This window comes from Ensifer sesbaniae, assembly GCF_013283665.1.
Taxonomy (GTDB): Bacteria; Pseudomonadota; Alphaproteobacteria; order Rhizobiales; family Rhizobiaceae; genus Ensifer; species Ensifer sesbaniae.
Genome location: NZ_JABEKU010000001.1, coordinates 2,559,272 through 2,576,017 on the forward strand (window position 1 = coordinate 2,559,272; position 16,746 = coordinate 2,576,017).

Here is a 16,746-nt window from a genome sequence, read left to right on the forward strand (position 1 = left end):
CTTGATCGTAGCCGGTCAATGGCCAAAAACATGCAGCAACTCAATGCGCTGGAGCCGACCTTTGCGCCGTCTGATACGACGCACGGCGCCGTGGTGCGCGCCCTGTCCACGGGCTTCTGTAGGCCGTGCACCCGGGCGAGATCGCAAGGAAATGCTGGTCGCCAATGCCTACCAGTTGCCGGGGTCTGCCGTGTGATCGATGCTGGCGAATTCGTCCGCCTTTTCCCGGTCGAGCATCAGGCTCACCGCGTTCTTTGCTTCATCGATGACGGAATAGGACAGCGGCGCCGGCTCGCGGGTGAGACACTGATACATCAGCAAGGCCGCCTCCTCGGCGCTATCGGCCTCGAATTCCCTGACGACGCTGACAGCGAACTTGTGCATGGCCCCAAACCTGTTCCTTGCGCGTTTCGATCACCGCAACGCTTCGGGATGGAGATGGTGCGCGCGGGGCCGACGTCAATGCGTCGGCATCAATGCGTCACCGGCCCATCCGCCTTCTTCCAGGCGGCAATGCCGCCCTCGATATGGCAGGCGGTGGTGAGGCCGGCCGCCTGGGCAGCCTCAACGGCCATGGCGGAGCGCTCGCCGAAGGCGCAGTAGAAGACGATGCGCTTGCCGGTCGCCGCCGCCAGTTCGTGCAGCACGCCGCCGGCGGCGATGTTCTGCTCGAGGTCCGGATAGGGCGCGTGCAGCGAGCCGGGAATGACCCCGTGCTTTTCCCGCTCGGCCTTTTCGCGCAGGTCGACGAGCGCAACCTTCGCCCGGCCGCAAAGCGCCAGCGCTTCCTTTGCCGAAAGCGCCCAGCCCCGCCGCGCGATCTCGTCCTGGTGCAGGCCGATATGGACGTTGGCCGGCACCGCCACGTCCATCATCTTCGGATTCGGCAGCTTGAGATTGTTCATCAGCTCGACATATTCGTCGACGGATCTCACCCGAAGCCGCGGGTTGAAGCGCTTCTCCTCGCCGATGGTCGAGACCGTATCGCCCTTGTAGTCGTGCGCCGGGTAGACGAACGTCTCGTCGGGCAGCTTCAGCAGCTTGTTGAAGAGCGAGTCATATTGCTGCCGCGGGTCGCCGTTCTGGAAATCCGTGCGGCCGGTGCCGCGGATCAGCAGCGTGTCGCCGGTAAAGACCCGCCGGCCCATGTCGCCGCCCATCAGGAAGGAATAGGAGTCGTCGGTATGGCCGGGCGTATAGAGCACGTCGAGGCTCAATCCCTCGATCGACACCCGGTCGCCCTCCGTCACCCGCATGGAAACGACGTCGGCCGCGGTCTGTTCACCCATGACGGTGATGCAGTGCGTCTGGTCGCGCAGTGCCCCGAGACCGGTGATGTGATCGGCATGGAGATGGGTGTCGACCGCCTTGACCAGCTTGAGGTCGAGCTCGCGGACGAGCTGCAGGTAGCGCTCGACCTTTTCCAGGACCGGGTCGATGATCAGCGCCTCGCCGCCCTGGCGGCTGGCGATCAGGTAGGTATAGGTGCCGGATACGCTGTCGAACAACTGGCGGAAGATCATCGGCGACTCCCTTGCATCGAGGCGTCATGCAACAAATGGCGGCCCGCCCCTCATCCGCGCGGTGAGGTATTGCCCCTCATCCGCGCGGTGAGGTATTGCCCCTCATCCGCGCGGTGAGGTATTGCCCCTCATCCGCCTGCCGGCACCTTCTCCCCGCAGGCGGGGCGAAGGGACGGTGCCGCACGCTCGAGTTTTTCTGTCTCTCCGTTTGCGAAGAGAAAGGATGCACCAGGCTTGCACCGCGGCCGCCAACCAGAACCCCAAGGCATTGAGGAGGGCGAGCGGTGCAGCATGTCCCTTCTCCCCGCTGGCGGGGAGAAGGTGCCGGCAGGCGGATGAGGGGCTCGTCACCGTGCAAATGTGGAGCGCCTCACCGTGCGATGAGGGGGCATTCCCCCTCACCCCCTTGCCGTTGTTGCGCCTCAGCCCTTCGGCTGCGGCACGATGCGGATATAGGGCTTCGGCGCGCGCCAGCCCTCCGGGTAGACCTTGCGGGCATCCTCGTCGCTGACCGAACCGGCGATGATGACGTCGTCGCCCTGCTTCCAGTTCACCGGCGTCGCCACCTTGTGCTTGGCGGTGAGCTGCAGCGAGTCGATGACGCGCAGCACCTCGTCGAAATTGCGGCCGGTGGTCATCGGATAGACGAGGATCAGCTTGATCTTCTTGTCCGGGCCGATGACGAAGACGTTGCGCACCGTCTGGTTGTCGGCGGGCGTGCGCAGCGTCGGATCGCCGGAGACCGGCGCCGGCAGCATGCCGTAGAGCTTCGAGACGGTGTAGTCGACATCGGCGATCATCGGGAAGTTCGGCGCATAGCCCTGCGTTTCCTCGATATCGGCCGCCCAGCCGGCGTGCCGGTCGAGCGGGTCGACGGAGAGGCCGATGATCTTGACGCCGCGCCGGTCGAATTCGGGCTTGATGCGCGCCATGTAGCCAAGCTCGGTGGTGCAGACGGGCGTGTAATCCTTCGGATGCGAGAACAGGACCGCCCAGGAATCGCCGATCCAGTCGTGAAACCGGATCGTGCCATCGGTCGTTTCGACCTCGAAGTCCGGTGCGAGGTCATTGATTGCAAGCGTCACGATACCCTCCAATGTGTGTGAGCGCTGCGCCCGCCCGGGCGCGATGGAAGCACTCTATTTTCTTGACAGCGCCGAGCCCGGCAAGGCGCCAGAAGGCCGCTGTAATCCTTCCGTTTTCTTCCATTGTTTACACTCCGGCGACGACCGCCCGGAGGAGAAATTCCTTTAGAAAATCATATCATTACAGCAGCCCTGGTTTGCACGGGGAAGCACGGCGCCTAAGCGCGATGCCCAGTGTGCCACTTTTGCCGCTTAAGGCAACCGGAAAGACGGGCGTCGCAAGCGGCCTTGTCGAACAAGCAGAAGGCATCGCCGCAGCAACGGCGGGCCGCGCTCGACATTGCCATCCGGGCTTCGAGCCAGTCATGCGATTCCCCTTTTTCAAAGCCGCCTGTTCGGGATCGGCGAGCGTCCGAGTTTTCTAGATTCGCCCGGCTTTCTAGCTTCGCCCGGTTTTCTAGTCTCGAATGTCGCTGAACAGTGCGCAGAAGGTGGCGAGACCGACATTGCCGCCGCTGATGACGACGCCGACCCTTTGCCCGGCCGAGGGAAGCACGCCCTGCAGCACGGCCGCAGCCGCCAGGCACCCGGTCGGTTCGACGATGATCTTCATGCGTTCGGCAAAGAAACGCATGGTCTCGACGAGCTGGGCGTCGCTCACCGTGGCGATCTCGCGGACCTCGCGCCTGAGGATCGGGAAATTGTGCTCGCCGACATGGTTGGTCAGCGCCCCGTCGGCGATCGATTTCGGCACCGGGATACGAACGATCTCGCCCTTCCTGAGCGACTGCTGGCCGTCATTGCCGGCCTCCGGCTCGACACCGATGACGACCGCGCCGGGCGAACGTTCCCGGGCGCTGAGCGCCGAGCCCGCCAGCAGGCCACCGCCGCCGAGCGGCGTCACGATCAAGTCGAGTTCGCCGACCTCCTCGATCAGTTCCAGGACCGCCGTGCCCTGCCCGGCGATGACGTCGGGATGGTCGAAGGGCGGGATGAGGACGGCGCCGCGCTCGGCCGCCAGCTTCGCGCTGATCGCCGATCGGTCCTCGGTATAGCGGTCGTAGAACACGACATCGGCGCCATAGCCGCGGGTCGCTGCCACCTTCATTTCGGGCGCGTCCTTCGGCATCACGATCGTCGCGGCCACACCCTGCAGCCGTGCGGCATAGGCGATCGCCTGCGCATGGTTGCCGGAGGAGAAGGCGACGACGCCCCGCTTCTGGCCGCTTTCCTGCAAGGCAGCGATCGCATTATAGGCGCCGCGGAATTTGAAGGCGCCGACGCGCTGGAAATTCTCCGCCTTGAAGAAAAGCCGCGCCCCGGTCGCGGCATCGGCCGTGCGCGAGGTCAGCACCGGCGTCCGATGCGCCACGCCGGCGATGCGGCTGCGCGCTCTCTGAACGTCCTCGAAGGTCGGAATGCGTAACGTTTCGCCTGCTGCTGAAGTCGCCATGTAGCCCTCCGGTGCTCGCCCTGCGGTTTTGGCGCCATCGTAAACGACCGGCGCCGATCCGACAGCTTCCACTGAAATTTGAAGGTAGCATCGTCACCGGCCTTCATGGAATGTGCAAACTGGAGTTGTTGCGACTCGAAAGATCGCCTTCTCTGTGGGACACCGGGGACGCCGCGCCGGCCGAAATCGGCCTGGCGCAAATGACCATGCCTCGTATTGGCGGGGTAGACGCAAGCTTGGGGGAGCAAGCGTAGGATGGATGTTCATTGCCGACGAGCACTGTCGCTTACGGCCTATGTCGGGCTGCTCACCGGCCTCTGCGGCCTGGCGATGCCAGCCAAGGCACTGGCGGCCAATTGCAGTTCCCGCGGTGGCCTCGCCTATCTCGGCAACACGAAGGGGGGCACCGGCTCCGTCTGGATTTCGGGAACGAGTGCCGGCTCTTTCGGCCTCGAGGCGGCACAGGGCAATCAGACCGTCGACACCTGGAACAAGAGCAGACGCGGCCTCCATCTCTCGCTTTCGCCGGTTGTTTCAAGCGGCAATGGTGGAACCCACAAGCTCTATGACCTGTCGAGCGGAAAGCCCTGTCTGCTCGACACGCAGAACCAGATGCGCAGCGGTATTCTTCCGAACATCGACTGGCCGGACGGCCGACCGGATGTCGGCCCCCAACCGGTCTTCCCAGGTTTCGACTGGCCCGACGGCCGGCCGGACGTCGGCCCGCAACCGGTCTTCCCGGATTTCAACCTGCCCGACGGCCGACCGGATGTCGGACCCCAGCCGGTCTTTCCGGATTTCAACCTCCCCGATGGTCGCCCGGATGTCGGACCGCAGCCGGTCTTCCCGGATTTCAACCTCCCCGATGGCCGCCCGGATGTCGGACCCCAGCCGGTCTTCCCGGATTTCAACCTCCCCGATGGCCGCCCGGATGTCGGACCCCAGCCGGTCTTTCCGGATTTCAACCTCCCCGATGGTCGCCCGGATGTCGGACCGCAGCCGGTCTTCCCGAATTTCGACCGACCCGATGGCCGACCGGATGTCGGACCTCAGCCGGTCTTTCCGGGGTTCAAGCCGCGCACGCCGACCGCGGTCAGGGGCGGGCGCGTGGTCGCCGCCAGGACGCCGGACACCTGCATCGATCCGCGGTCGATCGATTCCAAGCAGCAGCAGCGCGACCTGCCGATCTGCCGGGATCTCGCCGCCGAGGAGGCCGCGGCCCAAAGCGCCGACCGATCCAACCAGGTGCCGTTGACGCCCGGCCGCGATCTCCCGCAACCCTCCCTTTGGAACTTCTGGTCGGATATCCAGTTCGCCGACATCTCCGACGAACGTTACGAGCGCGACAGCGATACGCTCGCCCGCTCGTTGACGATGGGCCTCGATCGCCGGATCACCAGCGATCTTGTCGTCGGCATGACCGTTTCCCTCGAGGACAGTTCGACCGATGCGTTCGATGGCACTTTGGGCATCGATACCGACGGTTTCAGCTTCGGCCCCTATGCGGCCTATCGCCTGTCGAAACACTGGGCGATCGACGGATCGCTGACCTATGGGCGCTACAACAATGATATCGACCTCAGCGTGCTGAGCGGCCAACAGGATTCGGAACGCCTTGCCGGCGAAATCTCGCTGCACGGCCAATACAAGGTCGATGCCTATCTCATCCGCCCCAAGGTGTCCGTCAGCTGGTCCCATATCGACAGCGACGCCTACGATCTCTCGGGCAGCATCCTCAACACACCGGTCAGCGTTTCCCTGCCCGGCGACAGCTTCAACTACGGCATCCTCGATCTCTCGACCGAGGTCAGCCGTACCTTCCGCCTGCCGGACGGGCAGCCGTTTCTGGTCTTCACCGAGCTCGGCGCCGAATACCAGTTCGAGCGGCCCAACGACGGCAAGATCCTGACCGGCGACCTCACGGAAGTAACGCCCTCGCCATGGTCGTTCTCACTGCGCTCGGGCTTCAGAATGCTGGTGAACGACAACCTTCAGATCGAAGCGACGGGCGGTTACCTGAGCTTCGGCCAAAATGATCTCGATGTCTGGGAAGGCAAACTGCATGTTTCCTGGAGTTTCTAGTGTCCTGATTCAGAAGTTTCTGCCGATTTGTTTTGCACATCGGCGATTTGCGAAAGTTGGCGGCTCATAAATATTGCTCCGATCTCCGAAAGGCCGATGTGGCTTCAGCGCCTATGAAGGTTTAAGCGGCCCGACAGGCCAAGATCAACACCTTGATACCGCGAACAGATCTCAACGTACCGCGGTTTTCAATGCCTCCTCCCCAAAGGTTGGCAAGAAAGCCATTGGCGAAGCCGCTAGGCACGACTTATTGAACGCGAGTTTCGAGCCGGATTTCCCATGGCTCACCTGCCCGAGCTCCAGGCCGGGCGAAACGAGCTCCGTCGCGTCAACGGACAAAGCTGCTACCTGCCGTTCACCGGAAGGCGCATCGTGAACACCGGCGAAACGGGCATAGCTGTCACCGCTGCGAATTTCATTCTGGCTGAGGCCCTCCTGGCAGCTCATTCTTTCGCCCGTGCCTTCCAGAAAAGCCTTTCCAGTTCGGCATTGGCCGCATTGATCGATTCAATGGCGCGGTCATAGGTCTTTGGTGCGGATAAGCGCGCCCGCTGCACCTCATAGAGGTTTTTCTTCCAGGTGAGCGCAACCGCAACCGCGGTCGACTTGATGACCGAGTTCAGCAGGAGATCTTCGCCGTCGCGCTCATTGGACCGCCATAGGTGGGGAAAACGACGCCCGCTGTCGATGAGCAGCGGCAATCTCAAATTCCTTGCCGCTTTCAAGAACTTTCGTGGCTTTGGTCGATGGCAGGTAAAAATCAGGCAAACGGTCGGGTCAGTCCGACGAGGCTTCCCGACCAGTTTTCTCGCTGTCACCGATCGTGCCAGCTATCGCTGGAGCCCCTTCGCCTTCCGGTTCCGCCCCGCTCCCGATCATCGAGAGCCATTGGGGTTGGCACTGCTTTTCGAACCAGCTCCCCATCTCATGCGGTTGGTGCGGTTCGCCAGTGTACGACGCATTGATAACTTCCGCATTCGCCGAGATTCCCGTGCGTTGCCCCTCAGGTTCGGGGCCACATGTGCGCGGCGACGCAGAGAACGAAACCCCGAAGGGAATCGTCCTGGTAAATCGCCTGCTGTAGGCTTGGCGAACAACACGACGTCTACTAACATGCAATCCTTTTAGCCGAAATCGCGTCCGGCACGTGCCGCGACCCGAAGCGGCGGAGTTTGGACCGCCAGCGAGGAACCGGCTATTTCCATCACCGTGACCGCTATTCCAGATGGATCTGGCCTTGCCGGCCGCCATCGGGCAAGAAGATCGACGGTAGTCCTGGGGGAGCGATCATCTCTCCGAGTGCAGGGCGCCAATGCCTAGCCCTCGGCCATCGGATGCTGCGCCGTTGTCAGCTGACAATAATTGCAGTTTATTACATTATATCAATATGTTAGCTTATGTCGGCAATATTTGGTAATTTTAAGACATTCTTTGCGGGAACAACTCGCCTGTATCCAGCCACGTAGCGGTTCGAAGCGGTAACTCGGCGAGGCGAAGACCGCACTCGCTTGATTGCAGTATTTGGTTGTGGCGGACCGTGATTAGTCTCGTTTCGTCAAAACGAACAATTGTCCTCCAAGGAAATGATTGCAACCACCAACCGAGAGTGACACGTCTGAGTAGACGTTACGCGCTTTAGCTCGCGGAACGAAGTCTGAGCATTTGTTGGCGATAGATCGGATCTCAAGGTCTCAATCCAACCATGGCGGCATCGTTAAGCTTGGGGCGAGGGGACCTCGATTGAATTTCCGATTTCCTTCGGCGCAACGGCCTGTATTAACGTCCTTGAAAGGGGAGGTTCGGCAACGCAGATCAACGTTTCCGGAGTGCCACAGTTTCGAATGTTGATCGTGATGACGAATATCATCAACGGAAGGGACGAAACCGCCCCGAGACTGCCGGCGGTCACCGCGCCAGTTGGGAATTCCTCTTCGATATGGCGTTGCCTTCGCGACTGTGTGCTGACATCGGCCGACCACTTCGTTCATAGACATCCGATCCTGTAAGGGAATTGCCGAGGAGCAAGCGCGCTTGAGGTTTGCCGCTTTGTCCTTGTGGGGATAGAAGGCAAGGTCACAACTGTATCGGATCTCAGGAGCGCGATAGGCATGTATTCGCGCTCCGTGATCACGAACTGGCTTGCGAATGGCTTCGTGCTCAGTACGATTAAGTCAGAGAATGTTCGGCTACCGGCAAAAACTGATCCGCACCATCGGCGATGGGCGGCGGCCCGCCACCCGCGGTGCTTCTCAGATAGGCGAAGTAGAAGCTCGCGCGGAAGAACAACCTGGCTGCGGAGCCGGTAATGGGCGACTCGCTCAAGCTGACAAGCCGGGCACGCGTCTGCGAACACCGTCAGACTTCCCTATCGGCGGGGTGTGTCCAAATATTCAGCTTGCGCATTTCCACTAGAGTGTTCAGTTACTGGCATCGCTCAGTCATGGCTGGATGAGAGCCACGCGATATTCCATGGCGCCCTGGTCAACAGAAGGTAGGCGCACGCGGCCTCTCACGAGGCTTGCTCGATCAGCAAACCTTCGAGCAGGCGAGGGGAGGGGAGCAGGGCGACGCTTTTTTGAACAAGACTGGCCAATATCGAGAATGCCAACTGAGGGATGAGAAAATGGACGATGATCTTACGAAACGCATGATCCTTGAATTCCTGAGGAAGCACACCTTGGCGGTCATCGCGACATGCCACCGCAACGGAACGCCGGAGGCTGCTACAATCGACTTCTCGGTGCGCGACAATCTTGAGATCGTGTTCGACACTTTCAAGGACACGCGAAAGTTCGACAATTTCGCGGAGCGCCCCGGCGTCGCGTTCGTAGTCGGTTGATACGAGGGTGAGGCAACAAGGGTTCCTGCCGCAGATATCGAACAATACCAGGAAGCCCATCTCAACAGCGTTCCGGCCGAAAGGGAGTTCATCGAAAGGGGAGCCGTGATGTTCAAAGCGAAGCCGCGGTGGATTCGATATTCCGATTTCAACAAAGAGCCTCCCGAGCTTATCGAAATTCAGCTCTGACAGAAGCAGCGGCTTTGGGTCGCCGTCCGTTGGCGTCGGCTCGATCGTGACAACCGCCTTGAGGGCAGGATACCGTGGAGGACCGCGGAGGCCGAGCAAACCTCGATCATCAAGACAAATATGGGCGCTCCCAAAGCTCGCAAATCATATGCTCGGGCGATACTGCAGGCTGCAAGCCAGCCTGCAGTATCGGGATCAAATGAGAACGTTCAAATCGGTCAGAGCCGACGTGTCGCATCGTGCAGATGTGACCGTTCCCATGATTTTACCGCCGAGCTTCGCTCCGCGGTCCGATGGATCAAGGAGAACCTCGACGGGGTCGTGAACGAGCCCTCTCACTCGCAAGTGCTTGTCCACACGCGATACAATTGCGGTCTTTGACAAGGCTCAAATGTCCGCTCAGGTGAAGGTTTTTCGATGCGGGCCGCTGCGTGAGGGTGGCGGCTGGGCCTGCGTCGGCCCGCGTTGAAAAACCTCCCAAGGAGGAAGCCGCGGGGGCTGGGTGGAGCGCCTATGGGGAAAGTGTGCGGCGGCGGTTGTTCAAGGTGGCTATCGGTGGGAGCGTCAGCCGGAGAGGGGTAGCCCCGAAGGCTTGTAATGGGTCGATCGGGATCGGGGTGGCAGGTCTTTCGTAGGCTCGCCTCGGAGGTTTTGCGGTGTGCTGGCTTGCCTGACGCAAACCGGCGCCACCCCGGAACGCGTCGCAGATCCGGGCCGGCCTTGGCTGATGTGAGACGGATCTCGTCATGCGGCGTCCTTTCGGGGTGGCGCGCGGGATTTGGGTTGCTGGCCACGGCGGAAGATCTCGACGATGCGCATCGGGCCGCCGCAATCCGGGCATGGCTGCCTCAGGGTGAGCGGGGTGGTCTCGGCGTTTGGCGCGTCGTCCTGCGATGGCGCTTCCGCGCCGAGCAGTGTCCTGATCTTCGCGACATTGGCCTTGCGCCCCGCACTGGCGAGCAGGCCGTAATGGCGGATGCGGTGGAATCCGTCGGGTAGCACGTGGATCAGGAAGCGGCGGATGAACTCGTCGGTGGTTAGCCGCATCAGCTTCTGCCGGTCAGCGGTTTTGATGCGGTAATCCTTCCAGCGGAAGGTGACCGTCTCGGCATCGGCGCTGATCAGGCGGCTGTTGGAGATGGCGACGCGGTGGGTGTAGCGGCTGAGATAGGCCAAGACCGCCTCGGGACCGCCGAACGGGGGCTTGGCGTAGACGACCCACCCGGATTTGCGCAAGGGGGCAAGCCAGGCAGCGAAGGCATCCGCCTCGGCGAGCCCGGCGAGATCCCCGAAAAAGGACAGATCGCCGGCTTGATGCAGTGCCATCAGGCCCTCAAGGAATAATCGCCGGAACAGACGCGACAGAACTTTTACGGGCAGGAAGAAGCCGGGGCGACATGCGATCCAGCGGGTGCCATCCAGCGACAGCCCGCCACCGGGCACGATGATGTGCACATGCGGGTGATGGGTCAGCGCCGATCCCCAGGTGTGCAGCACGCTGGTCATGCCGATGCGCGCGCCAAGGTGGCGGGGATCGGCGGCGATCGTGGTCAACGTCTCCGCCGATGCCCGAAACAGCAGGTCGTAGACGGGCTGCTTGTTCCAATAGGCGATCTGCGCGATCGCCGCGGGGACGGTGAAGACAACATGGAAATACTCGACCGGCAGCAGGTCTTCGGCACGGGCGGCCATCCAATCCCGCGCCGCGGGTCCCTGGCACTCACATGAGGAGTTTGAGGTCAAGACAGCATTGAGGTGACATTCCCCTTTCCTGTTTACCTGGATCCATGGTCTGAGCCCGATAAGGATACCGGCTCGTTTCCGAACCTGCACAAACTCACATCCGGTCGCCGATCGGAACGGCTGCACCACTATCCCGCTTTCGACGGGCAAGGGCTCAGGAGAACGGGACCATTCTTCGGGATCGGCTGTTGAAGCCAATGTGCCAGCCGGTCCGTTCACCCGGATCCGTCAGGACTGATCAGGTCCCGAGGATTGGTAGAATTGGGTGCGGATAGCCTCAGGCAGCCTTCATGACTGCGCCTTCGATGACGATGCCTGCCGTAACATACTTCCAGAGCGCGGCGAGGAGTTTGCGGGCGAGCGCCACGATCGCTGCCTTCTTGAGCCGCCCGCTATTACGTGCGACCCGTTCGTGAAACCAGCGGGTCAGCATCGAATCTGGTTGGTGACGCAGCCATAGCCAAGCAAGCTGGACCATCGTCGTTCGCAGCCGCGGATTGCCCGCTTTTGAGACGCCCTGCTCACGATCAATAGTACCGCTCTGCCATGGCGATGGAGCGAGACCCGCATAGGCGGCGACCTGCCTTCGATTGTCGAAATGTCGGAACAGGCCTTCCGAATCCAGGATCACCGCAAACTCCGGACCGATTCCCTTGATGCCCGCCAGTAGGGCCAAGGGCGCGAGGGTGTCTGTCGCCGCCGAGGCCAACTTCCACAGCCTTGATCTGTTCGAGCAGCAACTCGAGACGGTCGAGTTCGCGGCAAATCTGCGCCCTGATATAGCTGGAGAGAATGCGGCCATCTCCCGTCTGAAGCTCTTCCAGGCGCTTGCGGCGATCGCGATGCATGGGTTCGTAGCCTTGAATGCCTTGGCTCAAGAGCAGTCCTTTGATGCGGTTGACGTGGAGAACCCGCTCGGCGACCAGCGCTTTACGCTCTCGGCAAATCCGGCGGCGATCCTCTTCTTCGGGCGTTGGCACCCTGACCATCGAGCAAACCCGTGGCTCTCCGCGTTTGTATGCCATCAACGTGCGGATCAGCGCCTCGCCATCAATTCGATCAGTCTTTGCCCGTCGGTGTCGGCGCGACACCGCAATCGACGCGGCATCGACAACGTGACTTTCGATCCAGACTTCACGATCCAGAACCCGGTGGATCCAGAACCCGTCAAGCCCTGCTTCCTGGATGACCACAAGAGGATAGAGCTTCCCCAGTCGTGCCTGTGCCTTCTTCCGCAAATCAGTGAAGACGGTGAGAAGGCCAGCGAGATCACCGCCCGCGATCGAATGGCGGGACATCTTGTCGCTTCCCGGAGTGAGCGACGTCGCCAGCCAGGTCGATTTACTCAGTTCCAACGACACGAAAATTACGCCAAGATCGACACGGACAGCGGCCGGCGCCTCAGTTTGAACGGATACCTTCTCCAAGGCCATCTCCTGTTGAGCGAGTGTTTCGATTGCAGCCACACTCTGCCAGAGCGTTGACCGCTGTTCACTCCTCATGGGATCTTCGGGCAGTGCCGGTTCTTGCAGGAATTATAGGCGATGTGCTGGTGGCCGCACTTGGCACAGGCGGCCACATGCCCGCCGAGCGCCTCGGTTCGGCAGGCTTCGATCGCCGCCATGACCTTGAGCTGGGTCAGGCTGACATGCCCGGCATTGGCCCGCCGCCACGCCGGGCCATAGCTGCGAAAGATGTCGGCGATCTCCAGTCTTGGCCGGATCACTGCACCGGCGCTACTCCAGTCCGCGTCGGAACGTTTGATCCTGCAACTTCTTCAGGGTCTCGAACGGACTGACGGTGTCGCGGATCGTCTTGGTGGCAACATGGGTGTAGCGGGCGGTGGTCGTCAGCTTGGCGTGTCCGAGAAGGACCTGGATCACCCTGACATCGGTATTGGCTTCCAAAAGGTGGGTAGCAAAGCAGTGCCGCAATGTGTGCAGCGTCGCCGGCTTGGCGATCCCGGCCAGGTTTTTGGCGGCGGTGAAGGCGCGGTTGAGCTGCCGCGGCGAGATCGGATTGATCTTCGGCTTGCCGGGGAACAGCCAACCCTGCGGCCTTGCCTCGCGCCAATAGTCGCGCAAGAGCTCCAGCAGCCCGGGCGACAGCATGACCTTGCGGTCCTTCTGCCCCTTGCCCTGTTCGACATGGATCAGCATCCGGTCGCTGTCGATGTCGCTGATCTTGAGGTTGCAGACCTCGGAGGCGCGCAGTCCGGCGCCATAGGAGATGCTGAGCGCCGCCCGATACTTCAGGCCCGGCCCCGGGGCGGCCATCAGCAGGTCGGAAACCTCCTCGATGCTCAGCACCACGGGCAACGTCCGCGGCTGCCGCCGGAACTGCATATGCCGCTTCATCTCCTCACGGCCGCAGGTGGTGGCGAAAAAGAACCGCAGCGCCACGATGCGGGCGTTGAAGGTCGTCGGCGTGACGCCCGCATTGGTCATGTGCAGTTGATAGGCGCGCAGGTCATCGGCTGTCGCCGTATCGGGTGATCGCTTGAGAAACCCGGCGAAATCCTTGATCGCCCGGATATGCGCTTGCCGGGCCTTGTCGCCCAGCCCACGGATGCGCATGTCTTCGATCATCCGCTCGCGCAGCGGGGTCGTCCTCTCCTCCCTCATGGCAACCTCCTGTATGATGATTGAGAAGACCCCAATCGTCAGGCAGGACTGCCCGTTCTCAAATGCACGGCGTTTGGGTCGGTGCACGACGCCCACCACAGGCGCCAGTGCCGCGCGAGCGGCTTAGTCCTTGGGCCAAGTGCGGCCTTCAACGTCAGGGTGTCATTTTGCCCTACCACATCGGCACTTCATAAGTCTGGGATGACGGCAGCGCCATATGCCTTAACGTACGATTTGGAGCAGCTCTTGTTCTTGCCCCTTTTTGGTGCCGGGTAGTCGGTTGATTGACGTCGACGAACCTCCGATCGTAGACGTCGTGTCCCACCAGCACTGACCTCGCACCCGATTACCTCATGTCGCTCACCGCAACGGAAGGGCGAGGGCCTTCGCATATGGCCGTAGCACGGGTTGCTGTACTGCGGTCGGAGAGGGAGTTCAGCCGTCCGCGGCCTCGATTAGATCGTCCGACTTCAATCCATTCGCTCAAAGCTTGACAGTTCGGGCGATCGCCCTTGGCCCGTTCTGATTTCCGAGCCTAATCCTTGCGCCCGACCGGCAGACGAACAGAGCACAAGCGGTGCAATGTCACGCATCGTCTGCGGGGGGCCCTCTTGCGGACATTGCCCTCGTAGGACCGGTCTGTCACCTGCGCAGGCGACCGTGTCAATTCGAGCGCCGCTTCCTGCCAAGCGCGAGTGTCTTTCTGTCGCTGTCGCCAGCAGAACAAAAGTCGTTAACGAGCTGATTCCGCTGGCCCACTTGACGATTTTGTCGGCCGACAATCCGACTAAATACGGCACGAATCTCCATGATCACGAGACCTTCTGTTCATTCCCTCCCCGCGCTCTCAAAAGTGACATAAGAACCGGCCCTAAGGAAAACTCATCGCGCCGTGCCCTGGACGTCAGATCGCGCAGATAACCACCCGCCGAATTGATATGTCCTGCCCGCTCGAGAATACAGGCTACGACAGCAGCTGCATTTTCCGGCCCCATGACATCGCAGGCGTCCTCGTACGCCGATTGACTGACCCCAAGGGTTGACCGGACGACCACGGCCGCCTGCATCAGGTCGCGCCAATTGCCTACGGATCTGCCCGGACCGTAATCCAAAATTGCTGGGCAGGCCTGTAGCACCATACCCAAGGGGAATGCCTTCATCGGTTGGCGCTGCGGCTTAATGGTGGAACTCGGCTTCGCGCCCAGCTCTGTTCGAGAGCTTGGTTCAAATTCATATTGAGAATTGGTGTTTGAATTTTGTTTGTGCCGCTCAGTTTGATCAGGATTGCCGCTCATATTTTGAGTTTTCACTCGAAGTTCCAAGAGGTTGGAGATTTCCTCGCGCAACATTTCCATCTCCTCGAGGATCGGCGTTATCGTCACTGCGGTGGCTACACGGGGAATAGACGTGACCAGGCGCCGGTAGTGGCTGTGGATCGCTTCCCAGTCGCCGCTGACGCCTTCGTCAAGTGCGACTTCGATCAATTTGCCGACGTCGCGCCGGCAGATCGTCAGACGCTCGCGCAGCTTGCGGAGATGCAGGCGCTCGGCTTCCATTTCTGCCGCGATCTGTTCGATCTCTCCTGCGCGGGCGAGCAGCGGAGCCAACGAAAACCCGAAAGCTTCATCGATCGCTCCGTCTCCGTCCTTGCGCGCATACCGTTTACCGTTGGGGCTGTCTCGACGGGCCAGCAGCCCGGCGTCAACAAGCGCCGCGACGTGGCGCCGCAATGTCGCCTCCGCCATGCCGTGAGCGCGCAGCGACAGTAGCGTGTTCGATGGAAACACGATGAGACCATTTTCCTCCGACAGAGTCGTCTCGGGATAAAAGCTCAAAAGGGCGTTCATCACAGAAAGCGCCCGTTCGCTGATGCCGAGCCTCGGCTTGGCCTCACAAAGCGCGCGAAACAATTTCCACTTATCAGCCGATGTATTCGGCACGACGTCGCGAGACATGAATTGGCTTGCCAACATGCCAAGCGTCACCGACCGCCGCCCGAAGGGCGTCGTCACACTTCCACCTTGCATCTTTATCACCTACGTTCAGGCAAAAGATGTCCGCTCACCCATTACGGTGCCAAAGACTCTTGACTGCGATTCGTGGAAATGCGATTCTCAGGCTGCTAAACTGTGAGAGAGGCTTCCACGATGGTTACCGTCTGGGGGCCTTTTTCCTTTGCGCGTTCAGTCTTCCTTCCTGTCATTCGCTGCCAAAAACTCGGCGTAGAGCCTGTCAAGGTTATCAGCGAGATATTGTCCGAACCGGCCGGCATTCTTCGACTTCATCGCGAGCGCGAATGCCTTACCGGAGTTCGAATAGTGAGCCGAGACCGTCTTGTCGGCCGGCTGCCAGGCTTGCTTGATGCTGGGCGATGTCTTCTTGACCGGTTTGCCGGTCCGGTTCAGCGCATTGTAGAGAGCACCAAAGCGATCGTCGCTGCCAAGCGACCGGAACGCGGCGTCGTCGACTATGCCCGCTACCCGTTCGGCATTGGACGGCTTTCCAACCAAGATCGAAAGCTCGAGCCAGCGCTCACGACCGACCGATGGCGCCGGTCCGACGCTTTCGATGACCGGCGCGGAGATCCGCTCCGTCACGGACATCATCTTGGAGATGGCGGCAGCGTTGGCAGCAAGCGCGGAGGAGATGACGGCGCGATCGTAGCCGAGCGTGTCCAGACGCCGTGCAAACAAAGCGCGCTCAATGAAAGTAAGATCAGCTCGGGCAGAATTTTCCTGTCCTTGTGCAATCACATGCGTCCGGTCGTCGAGCGCCTTAACGACAGCTCTTACCTTGCGCCCGAGTTCGCGAGCAACGCGCACGCGCCGGTGTCCGAAGACGATCTGGTAGCGGCCATCCGCCGACGGATGAGGACGCACGAGAATGGGCGTGTCTTGACCACGTTCGGCGATCGCCTGTTTCAGCTCTTCAAACTGCTCGCGGTCGTCGTCTATGCGGTCGGAGACAAAGGAACTCTCCACCGTATTGGGATCCAGCTCGACGACCGCTTCGCCTTCGAGAAACTTTTCAGCCTGGCGCGACAATTCGTCGAGAGAACGAACCATGCTCTTTGACGCGCCGCGCATGGGATAGGCAGGCGCTGCGTCCGCCTGCGGCGCCTCCGCTGCTTCTACCAGTCCCGCCAGTAGGTTCTTTCTCGCCATCTGCCTGCTCCGCCTGCCTTCAATCTATCGGATCGCCATGGAGA

At 61.1% G+C, this 16,746-nt stretch carries 10 protein-coding genes and 4 pseudogenes; 2 read left to right on the forward strand and 12 right to left on the reverse strand.

Translation table 11 applies throughout. The features are described from left to right. Positions 1 to 168 precede the first annotated feature (168 nt). The 4 genes from BHMPCIPO_RS12490 to BHMPCIPO_RS12505 form a co-directional block, all read right to left on the reverse strand. Positions 169 to 384 (reverse strand): hypothetical protein, encoded by a 216-nt coding sequence (locus BHMPCIPO_RS12490; protein WP_173517046.1) that lies wholly within the window; start codon positions 382 to 384, stop codon positions 169 to 171. 89 nt (positions 385 to 473) lie between these two features. Further along, positions 474 to 1,523, reverse strand: a complete 1,050-nt coding sequence (locus BHMPCIPO_RS12495) for an MBL fold metallo-hydrolase (protein ID WP_173517047.1) — start codon at positions 1,521 to 1,523, stop codon at positions 474 to 476. A 422-nt stretch (positions 1,524 to 1,945) separates the two neighbouring features. Next, positions 1,946 to 2,608 (reverse strand): peroxiredoxin, encoded by a 663-nt coding sequence (locus BHMPCIPO_RS12500; protein WP_173517048.1) that lies wholly within the window; start codon positions 2,606 to 2,608, stop codon positions 1,946 to 1,948. Between the two features lie 457 nt (positions 2,609 to 3,065). Beyond that, on the reverse strand, positions 3,066 to 4,061 hold the full coding sequence (locus BHMPCIPO_RS12505) for a threo-3-hydroxy-L-aspartate ammonia-lyase (protein WP_173517049.1): 996 nt from the start codon (positions 4,059 to 4,061) through the stop codon (positions 3,066 to 3,068). 255 nt (positions 4,062 to 4,316) lie between these two features. Between BHMPCIPO_RS12505 and BHMPCIPO_RS12510 the strand changes: the two genes are divergently transcribed. Then, entirely contained in the window at positions 4,317 to 6,143 is a 1,827-nt protein-coding gene (locus BHMPCIPO_RS12510; protein ID WP_173517050.1) for an autotransporter outer membrane beta-barrel domain-containing protein, read from the forward strand. Between the two features lie 171 nt (positions 6,144 to 6,314). On the opposite strand, the gene BHMPCIPO_RS12515 is transcribed toward BHMPCIPO_RS12510, so the two are convergent. Both BHMPCIPO_RS12515 and BHMPCIPO_RS12520 read right to left on the reverse strand, forming a co-directional pair. Beyond that, positions 6,315 to 6,590 (reverse strand): hypothetical protein, encoded by a 276-nt coding sequence (locus BHMPCIPO_RS12515; protein WP_173517051.1) that lies wholly within the window; start codon positions 6,588 to 6,590, stop codon positions 6,315 to 6,317. Continuing rightward, positions 6,587 to 6,781, reverse strand: a pseudogene (locus BHMPCIPO_RS12520) (plasmid partitioning protein RepA); the annotation flags it as partial. The pseudogene BHMPCIPO_RS12520 and the gene BHMPCIPO_RS12515, both read right to left, overlap by 4 nt. A gap of 2,009 nt (positions 6,782 to 8,790) precedes the next feature. Here BHMPCIPO_RS12520 and BHMPCIPO_RS32860 point away from each other — a divergent pair. Next, positions 8,791 to 8,982 carry a pyridoxamine 5'-phosphate oxidase family protein gene (locus tag BHMPCIPO_RS32860; protein WP_246304425.1) on the forward strand — a complete coding sequence of 64 codons (192 nt, stop codon included), beginning with the start codon at positions 8,791 to 8,793 and terminating at the stop codon, positions 8,980 to 8,982. Positions 8,983 to 9,915: 933 nt separating this feature from the next. On the opposite strand, the pseudogene BHMPCIPO_RS12530 reads toward BHMPCIPO_RS32860, so the two are convergent. The 6 genes and pseudogenes from BHMPCIPO_RS12530 to repB form a co-directional block, all read right to left on the reverse strand. Next, positions 9,916 to 10,905: pseudogene (locus tag BHMPCIPO_RS12530) on the reverse strand (IS91 family transposase); the annotation flags it as partial. Positions 10,906 to 11,191: 286 nt separating this feature from the next. Then, positions 11,192 to 12,347: pseudogene (locus tag BHMPCIPO_RS12535) on the reverse strand (IS110 family RNA-guided transposase). Between the two features lie 74 nt (positions 12,348 to 12,421). Beyond that, positions 12,422 to 12,640: pseudogene (locus BHMPCIPO_RS12540) on the reverse strand (transposase zinc-binding domain-containing protein); the annotation flags it as partial. A gap of 10 nt (positions 12,641 to 12,650) precedes the next feature. Then, on the reverse strand, positions 12,651 to 13,538 hold the full coding sequence (locus BHMPCIPO_RS12545) for a tyrosine-type recombinase/integrase (protein WP_173517052.1): 888 nt from the start codon (positions 13,536 to 13,538) through the stop codon (positions 12,651 to 12,653). 812 nt (positions 13,539 to 14,350) lie between these two features. Continuing rightward, entirely contained in the window at positions 14,351 to 15,565 is a 1,215-nt protein-coding gene (gene repC / locus BHMPCIPO_RS12550; RefSeq protein ID WP_173517053.1) for a plasmid replication protein RepC, read from the reverse strand. 156 nt (positions 15,566 to 15,721) lie between these two features. After that, complete coding sequence (repB, locus tag BHMPCIPO_RS12555) at positions 15,722 to 16,702, reverse strand: plasmid partitioning protein RepB (RefSeq protein ID WP_173517054.1); 981 nt, start codon at positions 16,700 to 16,702, stop codon at positions 15,722 to 15,724. Positions 16,703 to 16,746 lie beyond the last annotated feature (44 nt).